At 35.5% G+C, this 13,344-nt stretch carries 8 protein-coding genes; 7 read left to right on the forward strand and 1 reads right to left on the reverse strand.

What is annotated here, in order from left to right:
- The first annotated feature begins 253 nt into the window (after positions 1-253).
- From CJ191_RS03830 to CJ191_RS03855, 6 genes are all read left to right on the forward strand, one after another.
- On the forward strand, positions 254-1,648 hold the full coding sequence (locus CJ191_RS03830; protein ID WP_180960930.1) for a sugar transferase: 1,395 nt from the start codon (positions 254-256) through the stop codon (positions 1,646-1,648).
- Positions 1,649-2,219: 571 nt separating this feature from the next.
- On the forward strand, positions 2,220-3,689 hold the full coding sequence (locus CJ191_RS03835; RefSeq protein ID WP_102199025.1) for a nicotinate phosphoribosyltransferase: 1,470 nt from the start codon (positions 2,220-2,222) through the stop codon (positions 3,687-3,689).
- Positions 3,690-3,711: 22 nt separating this feature from the next.
- Positions 3,712-4,539 carry an ammonia-dependent NAD(+) synthetase gene (gene nadE / locus CJ191_RS03840; protein WP_070467818.1) on the forward strand — a complete coding sequence of 276 codons (828 nt, stop codon included), beginning with the start codon at positions 3,712-3,714 and terminating at the stop codon, positions 4,537-4,539.
- Positions 4,540-5,364: 825 nt separating this feature from the next.
- Complete coding sequence (locus tag CJ191_RS03845) at positions 5,365-6,954, forward strand: type I restriction-modification system subunit M (RefSeq protein WP_102199026.1); 1,590 nt, start codon at positions 5,365-5,367, stop codon at positions 6,952-6,954.
- Positions 6,954-8,222 (forward strand): restriction endonuclease subunit S, encoded by a 1,269-nt coding sequence (locus CJ191_RS03850; RefSeq protein WP_102199027.1) that lies wholly within the window; start codon positions 6,954-6,956, stop codon positions 8,220-8,222. Before CJ191_RS03845 ends, CJ191_RS03850 begins: the two co-directional genes overlap by 1 nt.
- A 64-nt stretch (positions 8,223-8,286) precedes the next feature.
- Positions 8,287-9,213 (forward strand): site-specific integrase, encoded by a 927-nt coding sequence (locus CJ191_RS03855; RefSeq protein ID WP_102199028.1) that lies wholly within the window; start codon positions 8,287-8,289, stop codon positions 9,211-9,213.
- 52 nt (positions 9,214-9,265) lie between these two features.
- On the opposite strand, the gene CJ191_RS03860 is transcribed toward CJ191_RS03855, so the two are convergent.
- Positions 9,266-9,940, reverse strand: coding sequence for a restriction endonuclease subunit S (locus CJ191_RS03860; protein ID WP_102199029.1), 675 nt, complete (start codon positions 9,938-9,940; stop codon positions 9,266-9,268).
- On the opposite strand from CJ191_RS03860, the gene CJ191_RS03865 reads away from it, so the two are divergent.
- Positions 9,903-12,941, forward strand: coding sequence for a type I restriction endonuclease subunit R, EcoR124 family (locus CJ191_RS03865; protein WP_102199030.1), 3,039 nt, complete (start codon positions 9,903-9,905; stop codon positions 12,939-12,941). The genes CJ191_RS03860 and CJ191_RS03865 overlap by 38 nt on opposite strands.
- The last annotated feature ends 403 nt before the right edge of the window (positions 12,942-13,344 follow it).

Consider the following 13,344-nt stretch of genomic DNA (forward strand, 5'->3'; position numbering starts at 1 on the left):
ACTTAATGATAATGGAATCCTCGTTTTTTTGCGAAAAAAATTGGACCAATGACTTTTTTAGTCATCAGTCCTATATATTGTAGAGCCAGTTCTTTGAAGCAGTTAGTGTAAAAGCTAGCTGCTTTTTTAATTTTCTACTATAATTTAAAAGTTTTTTAACTAGAATAGGCTTATAATTCAGTCGGGTTATGGTAGAATATTAGGGATTATAGGTGCTTACTTATAGTATATATATAATGAAATGGGTGAAAAAATGCAAAAAAACGGAGAATGGACGAACTGGTACCGCGTAGTTATCGTGGCAACAGAAGCGTTAATCTTGTTCCTTTCTTATCTTGTTTCATTCTTTTTGCGGTATGGTCGATATGTACCTTTGAAAAACTATGAAGCTTTCCAAGGGGCAATTGGTTGGATATTAATCATCTTTGTAATTATTAATATTTTATTTGGGGTTTATATCCTTTACGATAAAACCAAAGGTGATCTCTTCTTCATTACCATCATCAGTCAGGGTATCTTAGCGGTTGTTGCTATGGTCTTAAGTTTTGCTGGTAGATGGTTAGCCTTTCCGCGTTCAGTCGTCTTGATTGATTTTGCGGTTAGCGTAGTCATGCTTTACATTTTTAGAGCCTTAGTTTTCGATATTTATCGACGCTATGCATCTACAAAACGGGTAATGATTGTTGGATCTGAAGAAGCGGTTTTCCCGGCAATATATAATTTCAAAAATTCAAAAAGTACACGTCATATCGTCACACATGTGGTATTAGAAGATTACTACCGCAATGTGAAGAGCCGTTTAGATGAGTATGATATTGTATATCTGGCATCGCAAATTGATGAAAGTGAAAAATTAAAAATTTATGACTTGCTGATGCGTGCCAATAAAAAACTATTCTTAAATTCTAAATTTGAAAACCTGGTAATGGTTAATCCAAATATTATGAATTTTGAAGATGAATCGATTATTGAAACCTCAGACTTCGCAATTCCAGCGGACCAAGCGTTGATCAAACGAGGGTTAGATATTATGATGGCTTCAGTTGGTTTAATCTTAGCCTCACCAATCATGTTGGTTACAGCGATTATTATTAAATTAACTTCTAAAGGTCCAGTATTTTACCGCCAAGTACGTATTACTAAAGGTGGCGAAGAGTTTGATATCTTGAAATTCCGGTCTATGACAACGGATGCTGAAGTAAAATCTGGTCCAATGATTGCAACGAAAAATGACGCACGTGTTACAACAGTTGGTAAATATATTCGTGCCTTGCGTATCGATGAATTGCCACAGTTATTGAATGTGTTACGCGGCGATATGTCCATGATTGGACCACGTCCTGAGCGACCATTCTTCGTGAACCAATTCCAAGAAGAAAACCCGCATTACTACCTACGTCATAACGTACAAGCAGGTATCACAGGTTACGCACAAGTCTACGGTAAATACGCCACAGACTTTAACTCTAAATTGAACTTTGATTTAATTTACATCAAACAATATTCAATGTTCCTAGACTTCAAGATCTTATTACAAACTATTAAAATCCTCTTCGACAAAGTATCCTCATCAGGAATAGACGAAGACGAAAAACCAACAGTAACAAGAGAAGAAGCAGAAGAAATGAATATCGATGTCATAGGATAGGGTGTGAGCGTCGACGCCAAGAAAGGAACCGTTGGAAGATGAAGGCAGTAGATGGCGAAGTCAGCTACAAGTTCATCTGAAACGCAGTCCTTTCTGGAGACGCGAACCCGACTAAAAAAGGATGTGACAAATGTCGTTTAGACTCGTAACAATGGAAGGATTAGACGGAGTGATTAAAAATCATGTAGCCGAATCCTGAAGTGGCACGAGTCTGACATTTGGAGCTCAACTCCATAGGATGTGAGACAGGGCGTTTAGACAGGAGACACTGGAAGAATAGTGCCGTATCACACAAAGTGTGATGCAAACTATTCTGAAGTGGACACCTGTCTGCCCTGGCGAGCTCGATTAAACAGGATGTGAGACCGCTGATTTCTAAACAGATCAGTTCTTCATTCAAATTGTTATAAACGAAAAGTCAATTAAGCGTTAGCGACAGTCATATATACTGTTTGCTAACGCTTTTTTTGCTTACTAAAACAAGGATATAAGTACCTAGAGGTGACAACTAGTTGAGGAATAGTGGTATAATAAGGAAAGTCAAATTGCAATTCTTGGAGGGAATAAGAAAATGAAGACAACGACCAACGATAGCCTGGCACTTCATACAGATTTATATGAAATCAATATGATGAAGACTTATTGGGATGCTGGAAAAGCTGACCAACAAGCGGTTTTTGAAGTATACTTCCGTAAAAATCCGTTTGAAAGTGGCTATGCCATTTTCGCAGGCCTAGAACGTGTCATTCAATATGTACAAAATTTAAAATTTACCGATGATGACATCGCATACTTACGGGAAACACAAAATTATCCTGAAGCTTTTTTAGACTATTTAAAAAACTATCATTTCGATGCCACAATTCGTTCCATGGAAGAAGGGGAAATTGCCTTTTCAAATGAACCCTTGATGCAAATTAAAGGGTCATTAGCTGATTGTACGTTAATCGAAACAGCAGTATTAAATATTATCAACTATCAAACATTAATTGCAACCAAAGCATCACGTATCCGTAATGTCGCTGGGGATGATGCATTAGCTGAGTTCGGTTCAAGACGTGCCCAAGAAATGGATGCGGCTATTTGGGGTGCTCGTGCGGCTTACATTGGTGGATTCGACTCTACTTCAAATGTACGCGCAGGTAAATTATTCAATATTCCAATTTCAGGAACCCATGCGCATGCTATGGTACAAGCTTATCAAAATGATTATGAAGCGTTTAAAGCTTATGCAAATGCCCATGAAAAATGTACATTCCTGGTAGATACTTATGATACCCTTCGTTCAGGCGTACCAAATGCAATTAAAGTAGCCAACGAAATGGAAGATAAATCACGTTTTGTCGGCGTTCGTATCGACTCAGGTGATATTTCTTACTTATCATCAAGTATCCGCAAGATGTTGGATGAAGCAGGTTATCCTGATGCAATCATTTCTGCTTCAAATGATTTAGATGAAAAAACAATCTTAAACTTGAAAATGCAAGGCGCTAAAATTGATGCTTGGGGTGTAGGTACTCAGCTAATTACTGCCTTCGACCAGCCAGCTTTAGGGGCTGTTTACAAACTATGTGCTATCGAAGATGAAAATGGCGATATGGTCCCAACAATGAAAATTTCTTCATCTCCAGAGAAGATTACAACACCAGGAGAGAAACAAATTTGGCGTATTACCCGTAAGAAAGATGGTAAATCTGAAGGGGACTATATTACAACCATGAATGAAGATCCTAATGACGCTGAGTCTATCTTCATGTTCCATCCAACTTATACATATATCAATAAGACGGTTCGTCATTTCAATGCGCGACCATTATTAACTACCATTATTGATAAGGGTGAATTAGTTTACGATATCCCAACACTAGAAACAGTGCGCAATTTCTCTCGTGAGCACTTGGAAGCCTTATGGTCAGAGTATCGCCGTATGTTGAATCCAGAACCATACCCAGTTGATTTATCGCAAGAATTATACGATTTAAAAATGAATTCAATCGCTGAAATTCGTGAACGCATCAACGAAGACTCAGTTGATGAATAAAGAAATAGAAGGGGAGAATACCATGCGTCCATTACAAGAAGCAATTATAAATGCCTTAAAAGTAGCACCTAGTATTAATCCAGAAGCAGAAATCAGACGTACCATCGATTTCATCAAGGCCTACTTTCATAAGTATCCATTTCTAAAAAGCTTAGTATTAGGCATTTCTGGTGGGCAAGATTCAACCCTAGCTGGTAAACTATGCCAAATGGCCATAACTGAAATACGCGAAGAAACTGGTGATGATAAATACCAATTCATCGCAGTCCGTCTTCCTTATGGTAACCAAGCCGATGAAGCGGATGCTATGGACGCTATAGATTTCATGGCAGCTGATCAAACGGTACGTGTTAACATCAAGCCAGCCGTTGATGCGACCGTTGAACAATTGGAAAAGGGTGGCCTAGACATTTCTGACTTCAATAAAGGTAACATCAAAGCTCGCCAACGGATGTTAGTACAATATGCCATCGCAGGTGAAAATGCAGGCGTTGTTGTTGGAACAGACCATGCTGCAGAATCAGTCACAGGCTTCTATACCAAGTTCGGTGATGGCGCAGCAGATATCCTACCTATCTGGCGGTTAAATAAACGCCAAGGACGTGCTATCCTAGAATATTTACAAGCACCAGAACACTTATATGTCAAAGTACCAACAGCTGACTTAGAAGAAGACCGTCCTGGCTTAGCTGATGAAGTAGCCCTAGGTGTTACTTACCAAGACATAGACGACTACTTAGAAGGCAAAGAAGTAGCCCAAGAAGCCGCTGAAAAAATCGAAAACTGGTACCTAAAAACCCAACACAAACGAGAATTACCAATCACCGTTTATGACGAATGGTGGAAATAGGGTGTGAGTGAGACCGTTAAGCTCAATAACGCTGGAAGACTATAGCCGTATCACACGAGTGTGATGCAATATAGTCTGAAGCGGACTTGAGCTGGTCGAACGAACCCGACTGGATAGGATGTGAGGCAGGGCGTCCAGATAGGAGACAATGGAAGAATAGTGCCGTGGCACACAAAGTGTGACGCAAACTATTCTGAAGTGGACACCTATCTGCCCTGACGAACTCAACTTCATAGGATGTGAGCACCGACGCTCAGAAAGAAAACGTTGGAAGATTAGTGCAAGTAGATGACACAGTCAGCTACAAACTAATCTGAAACGCAGTTCTTTCTGGAGGTGCGAACTCAGCTTCACAGGACTTGACCTGGTCGAACGAGCCCGACTGGATAAGGTGTGAGCACCGGACTTACCTTCAAAGCAAATGTAATATGCTATGAGGTAACCTTCGGCTTTCACTCTCACCTATCATTACCTTAGGTGCAGTGGGACCGAAATTAGCCAAGGTCTAATTTCTTGCCTGACGATTCAGAGAGTAAGGCATAAATGGCAACTCTCTGATATGGGTCAGTCATCCTGTTTCACTGTAAAGGTATGCTAGGTTAGTTCTAGCCCTCAGACTTGTTTAATAAAGCTTGGAAATAATATAAATCGCAAACTTATCGGTGAAACAGTGTATTTTGATTTATATGTATATCTTGTAGAGTCAGATTGATCTGGCTCTTTTTATATAAATAATTTTTGGATAGTTTATTAAACAATTAAAGGTGCTATAATAATGCTAACGCTGTCTTATAGCGTGATTTCAAGTATGGAGGAAAACTATAAATGGCGAACGAAACGGTACAACAACTATATCAAGCGTTATGGAACTCGGCAGATATTTTAAGATCAAAAATGGATGCGAATGAATATAAATCATATTTATTGGGACTCATTTTTTATAAATACTTATCTGATACTATGTTAGTACACTCTACAGAATTATTAGAACATGAATCAAATGATTTGGGTGAAGCCCAAAAGATTTATACAGAAGCATACCTAGATGAGGATATACAAGCAGATTTAAAATACGCACTAAAGGATGATATGGCTTACGAAATTAAACCAGAGCTAACTTTCTCTGCTTTAGTGGATGAAATTGATGAACATACTTTTCAACGGGAACACTTACAACAAGGTTTGCGGGATATTGAGCAGTCAGATAAAATTTTTGAAGACTTATTTGAAGATATTGATTTAAATTCGAAGAAATTAGGTGGGACACCGCAAAAACAAAATGAAACAATTGCTGCTGTGATGAAGGCGCTAGCTGATCTAAATTTTAATAATTATACAGGTGATGTATTGGGCGATGCTTATGAATACCTAATTGGTCAATTTGCGGAGGATTCGGGTAAGAAGGCAGGAGAATTCTACACCCCTCAACCAGTAGCTACCTTAATGACTAGAATAGTCATGGCAGGCCGAGAAAATAAAAAAGGATTTACTGTATATGACCCGACTTTGGGCTCTGGATCACTATTATTAAATGCATCTAAATATTCTAATGAACCTAACACTATTCGATATTTTGGTCAGGAAATGAATACCTCAACATTTAACTTAGCCCGTATGAATATGTTCTTACATGAAGTGTCGCCAGAGAATCAGTTGTTACGCAATGGGGATACACTTGATGAAGACTGGCCACAAGATGAACCCACCAATTTTGATGGTGTACTAATGAACCCGCCTTATTCTGCGAAATGGTCAGCGGCAAAGGGTTTCTTAGACGATCCAAGATTTTCACCATACGGTGTATTAGCTCCAAAGTCTAAAGCAGACTTTGCTTTCTTATTACATGGCTATTATCACCTAAAGAATGATGGTGTAATGGCAATTGTTTTACCCCATGGTGTTTTGTTTAGGGGCGCTGCAGAAGGAAAAATTCGTAAAGCCTTACTTGAGAATGGTGCTATAGAAACTATTATTGGGTTACCATCCAACATTTTCTATAACACTAGTATTCCAACTACAGTGATTATTTTAAAGAAACATCGTGAAACACGCGATGTACTATTCATTGATGCTTCCCAAGAATTCACTAAAGCTAAAAATCAAAATTTATTAGAAGAGCAACATATAGATAAGATTTATGAGACGTATTTAAAACGTGAAGAAGTTGAGAAATATGCTTATGTAGCTACCTATGATGAAATTGTTGAAAATGATTTTAATTTAAATATCCCACGATATGTGGATACATTTGAAGACCCTGAACCAATCGATGTAGTAGCTCTAAGAAATGACATCAAACAAACAGATCAGGAAATTGCAGCAGTATCTAAAGAATTATTATCAATGGTGGATGAGTTACAGGTAACGGAAGAAACAAAAGACATTATCGATGCCTTGAAAGAGGTGTTGAAATAATGGCTAAAGAAAATGAAAAAAGAGTTCCAAAACTGCGATTTAAAGGCTTTACTGATGATTGGGAACAGCGTAAATTAGGTGATACTCTTGTTGAACTTAAGAGTGGGCTTTCTAGGATGCTATCCAATAAAGATATAGGGGTACCGGTGATTAGAGCTAATAATATTAAAAATGGCATGCTAGATTTAAAAGCAGATATTAAATATTGGTATTCTGATGATCCCCAGGGTGCTAATATTGAAAATTATTTGGTTGAAAAAGAAAACATTCTAATTAATTTTATTAATAGCGAAAGTAAAATGGGAACCGCAGCTATAGTTAGGGAAGCTATTTCTAGAAATACAATCTATACTACTAATATACTTAAAGCTCAAACAAATAATGACTTTAACTCTTATTTTTGGTTTACCTTAACTCAAACGCTACAATATAAAAATAGCATTAAAATGATTACGAAACCTGCAGTTAATCAATCAAGTTTTACAACAGTTGATTTTAAAAAACTAATTTTTGCTTTCCCGATATTATCTGAACAAACCAAGATTGGAAATTTTATAAAACTAATTGATAATACTATTACTCTTCATCAGCGTAAGTTAGCGCAATTAGAAAAGCTCAAACAAGCATTATTACAGCAAATGTTTCCAAAAAAGGACGAAACTGTACCTAAATTAAGGTTTGCTAACTTTAATGAAGATTGGAAACAGCGTAAGCTGGGGGAATTAGGTGAATCAAAATCTGGAATTGGTTTTCCAGATGAGGAACAAGGTGGTAAAAAAGGGATTCCATTTTTTAAAGTTTCTGATATGAATAATATTGGAAATGAACATGAAATGAAAAATTCAAATAATTATGTTGATACAGAACAACTTAAAAAAAGAAATTGGAAACCAATAATGAATGTTCCAGCTGTGATCTTTGCAAAAGTTGGTGCAGCAATTATGTTAAACAGAAAGCGTATTGTTAGAATGCCATTTTTACTTGATAACAATACTATGGCGTATATATTTGATGATTCTTGGAATTCAGATTTTGGTAAAATATTATTTGAAACTATTTATCTACCTAGGTATGCACAAGTAGGAGCCTTACCTTCGTATAATAGCTCCGATATTAACAGTGTAAAAGTTTTTATTCCCAATAAAAACGAACAAGAAAAAATTGGTGTATTTTTCAAAGAACTGGACAACCTTATCACTGTTCATCATCATAAATTAGATCAATTAAAATTATTAAAAAAAGAATTACTACAACAAATGTTTATTTAAGGACATTAAAACCTCCATAATATATAACGATGGTAAATCATCACTACTTTATGGAGGTTTTATTATGAAAACAAATAGAAAAAATTTATTATTATCTGAGTACTTTCTTGAGTGGATTGAGCTCTACAAAGTTGGAGCTATTCGTCCAATAACGTTAAGTAAGTATTATAATAGTCAAAAACATTTGGAACATCTTGCACCAAATTTAAAAATTGCTGATTTAACTAGAAAATCATATCAATCCTTACTTAATGATTTCGCATTAACCCATGAAAAGCAAACAACTATGGATTTTCATCACCAAATTAAAAGTGCTATTTTTGATGCAATGGACGAGGGAATACTCACAATCAATCCAACGAGAAAGGTAGTAATTAAAGGCATTAAACCTCGAAATAAAAGGCCAAGATATCTCAATCAATTTGAAGTTCAAGCATTAATTAGGCAAATGGATTTATCAGAAGATATTAATTGGGACTGGTTTATTTTACTAATTATCAAAACTGGTCTTCGTTTTTCTGAAGCTCTTGCTTTAACCCCTAAAGATTTCGATTTTACTACACAAAAATTAACTATAAGTAAAACATGGGACTATAAATCACCTAAGGGATCTTTCCAAGAAACTAAAAATACGTCTTCTAAAAGAAAAATTCAATTAGATTGGCAAACTGCTATGCAATTTTCACAATTGACTAGAAATATGGATGACGAAACTTTAATCTTTGTGAAGAAGCGAGTATATAATTCAACTGTTAATAATAGACTTCAAGCCTTATGCCAAAGTGCTAATATACCTAAAATTTCTATCCATGGTCTACGACATACACATGCATCATTACTATTATTTGCAGGAGTTTCAATAGCGACTGTAGCAAGAAGATTAGGACATTCTAGCATGTCAACAACTCAAGAAACATACTTACATATTATTCATGAACTTGAAAATCAAGATAACGATAAGATTATGAGACACTTGTCTTCCTTAGTATAATGAGCGCAACGGCTGTAACCAGTCTCATGAATTTTTAGGGGTTGCAGCCTTTTTAGGTGAACATATTTTGTAATAATGATTGTTTAATTAAGTTCAAATGCTCTAATTTTTCTTGATGAAGAGTGATCATGTTATCTAATTGTTTGAAAAACTCACTTATTTTTTCTTGTTCTGAATAGCTTGTTATAGAAAATTTAATCTTAGAAAGATCTTTCCCATACATATGAGTGATGGTTGTACCAACAGTGATAGGAAATAACTTTTGTCTTTGTGAATTAATTTGATAACTCATAAAAATAGATGAAACAAGAACATTTTGTTTGGGTCTGCCAATTATTATATCCCCACCAAGTTTAATATTATTTAACGTAATTGCATTTGCTTGAGCCGTACCATTAGGAACTGTAGAAGATCCCGGAAACAGTAAATCATTATCTTTTGATAATACACCCTGATCATTAGAACTTAGATACACTTCACTAATTACTTCTGAATATTTTGTATATAAATGTCCATAAGCAATAGCAGGATCATCCTTAGAATAAGTAAAACTATTTAATGGTAATCCCTTGCCTTTACTAAAGTCATAAATTGAGCCTAACTTACACTGTTCCCAATCGTGAATAGTTTTTTGGGTATATAAATATGTTATATTATCAGTAATGATAAACCAGTGTAGGAGTGAGAATATGGGGCTTTCTGAGTTGGAGATGGAAGAATGTTTAATTGATCAATTAGTTAACGGAGAATCACAATGGCAGCCCAGAGATGATATTAAAACTGAAGCACAGTTATGGGAAAATTTTAAAGATATTTTGTTTATGAATAATAAAAAATATTTGGTTGATAATCCTTTAACAGATTTGGAATTTGAACAAATCAAATCTCAGTTAAATTTTTCTTCACCTTATCAAGCTGCAGTTTGGTTAAGAGGAGAAAATGGGATTGCGAAGGTTGATGTACAAAGAGAAGATGCATCTTTAGGTATGGTTCAGTTAGAAGTCTTTAGAAGTGATAACGTTTCAGGAGGAATTTCTGTTTATGAAGTAATTCATCAATATCGTGTAGACCGAGAAGCTGAAATGGATCGAGATCGCCGTTTTGATGTTACTTTATTGATTAATGGTTTGCCAATGATTCAAATTGAATTAAAGAAAAAGACTGTCGGCTATATGTCTGCTTTTGAACAGATTAGAAAGTATTCTGAAGAAGGTAAATATAGAGGCATCTTTTCAACGCTTCAAATGTTTGTCGTAACTAATGGTGTGGATACGAAGTATATAGCAGCCGCCGATGCACAGCATTTAAATAGAGAATTTCTTACTTCTTGGGTTGATAAGGAAAATAAACGTGTCAATAAATATTTAGAGTTTGCTAGAGAAGTGTTATCTATACCGCAAGCTCATAAAATGGTTACTGAGTTTTCAGTATTAGATCGAGATAAGAAAGCAGTTATCCTGTTGCGCCCTTATCAAATTCATGCGATTCAAGCAGTTGAGGGTGCAGTAGCTATGAGACGATCTGGTTATGTATGGCATACGACAGGGTCAGGTAAGACGCTTACGTCGTACAAAGTAGCGCGTAATTTATTAAGAAAGGGTTCATCTTTAGATAAAACCATTTTTATTGTGGACCGAAAGGATTTAGACCAACAAACTGGTACTGCATTCCAATCTTATGCTGAAAATGATGTCGTCTCGGTTGACCAAACGGATAGTGTCAGAGACTTAGTAACAAAATTACTTTCTAGTGAGCGCAATCTTATCGTAACGACTATTCAAAAGTTAAACCATGTCATGAAAAGATATGCGAATAAAGAAGATAATCGAAACGCAAGACGACTTCGTAACTTAAACCTTGGTTTTGTAGTAGATGAATGCCACCGAGCTGTATCCCCAGAAAAGCAGCAAGAAATCATTAAATTCTTCCCTAAATCACTTTGGTACGGCTTTACTGGCACACCGATATTTGCGGAGAATGCGAGAGACGAGAAGGGGAACCTAGCACGGACAACTGAGGAGCAATATGGGCCTAGATTGCATGAATATACTGTAAAGGAAGCTATCCATGATAATGCTGTTTTGGGTTTTCAAGTAGAGTATGTCGATACAGTAGACAAAGACTCTATGCTTGATTACGTTATCCAACAAGGCATTGATGTAGCGGATTTAACTGATCAAGAAATAGAGAAATATTTACCTAAAGAAGCCTACGAAAGTGATGAACATAAACTTCAAGTCATTGACAAAATCATCAATAATTCAAGGCATAAATTTAAATTAAATAGAGGTCCCGGTAAGACATATAGTGCTATATTAACAACCAAATCAATACCGGATGCACAACGCTATTACGAATTGTTTCAACAAGTAATCCGAGGGGAAAGTTCAGTTAAGATTTCAGAAAAAACTAAACGACATGTTGCTGACTTCCCTAAAGTAACGGTAACATACTCACTGCAAGAAACCGAAGAAACATCGTTTGAACGCCAAGAACAGTTTAAAAAAGTGATGCAAGATTATAATGCAATGTTCAATACCAATTTTGATTTAGGACAAATAGGAACATTTAACCATGATGTCAATAATCGTTTAGCTCGAAAAAGAGATATCTACCAATCTCGTAGCGAACAAATTGATATTGTGATTGTTGTAGATCGGTTATTAACCGGATTTGATTCACCATCTACAGCCTTATTATTAATCGATAGACCACCAATGACACCACAAGGGATTATACAAGCCTTCTCTAGAACCAACCGGATTTATGACCGCGATAAAAGATATGGGCAAGTTTTAGTATTTGAATATCCAAATCGATTCCAATCAGCAGTGGAAGAAGCTTTCTACTTGTATTCAAATGGTGGTGAGAATGAAATACAAGCACCAAACTGGGAAGAAAGTTATGAACGATTTATTGAGGCGTTTCATAAATTAAATGAAGTTGCACCTAATCCCGAAAGTATTGATATGAATGATGATTTGGACCGCTTAAAACTATTTGTGAATGCTTATCAACAATTTGATAAAACTTACGGAGCCATTCAAGTTTATATGGAATATAACGAAGAGGCGTTTTCACAAAAATTTGGTTTGAATCCCGATAAAATCGAAGATTATCATGGAAAGTATGAAAATGCGTTAGAGATCATTCGTAAAAACGATGAAGATAATCCAGACGAGATAACAATTGATTTTGATTATCAATTGTCTGAAGTTGGCAAGCAACAAATTGATTATGAATACTTAATGCTCTTAATGCAGTCTATTGTAAATGAACCTACAGCTAAAAATACGGATAAACGATTAAAAGATGTAGAAGTACACCTTGCTAAATTTAAAGAAAGTAACCCTAAATTAGGAGAGTTAGTAGATGAAGTTTGGCGAGAAGCACTATTTATGGGCACGAATGCTACAGATGAATTTAGTGTTTCTAAAAAAATTAGAGAAAAAGTTCAAGCCAGAAAAGATAAAATAGAAACAGATATTGCTTTAGACTATTATTTTAATAAAGAAGACTTTAGATATTTAGTGGATTCTTATATCCCTGAAAAAGAAGGCCGACAAATTGGTGAACAAAACCTAAAGGATAATATGGATACCGAGAAATTTTTAAATCAATATCGAAGTAAAGGATTTACCCGATTAAATTATTGGAAGAAAATAAAAAAACAATATCAAGAAATCATTGAAGAAGAAATTCTACCGTTAAACCAATTAGACAAATAGTGATTGCGTTAAATGGGTAATAAAAATTATATGCTTAGTGAATAGAGATGTGTTACTTCGGTGCACACTTAAGAGGGTCGGATATTTCTGGCTCTCTTCTTTTGATTAAAGATCTAAAGCGAAGTCAATCTTGTAAGTGCTATTTATTTTATAGGTAAAATTATTTGAAGTCCGTACCCTATTTTGATAACTTATAAGTGAATAGTCTTGGGGTTTTATAGAAAGAGGCGATTTGTATGCTGATAACCTTCTTTGTAGGATTGATATTTTTAGCATTATATTTATTTCTGGCTTTAAAAATAAGGCAGGATAATAGAATTCAGAATGTTCTTTATTATAAAACGCCAGAGTGGTTCAAACAATTGATTATAGGCATCCTTTTAATATGTAGTTATTTCTTTGT

This window comes from Aerococcus viridans (assembly GCF_002871935.1).
Lineage (GTDB): Bacteria > Bacillota > Bacilli > Lactobacillales > Aerococcaceae > Aerococcus > Aerococcus viridans_B.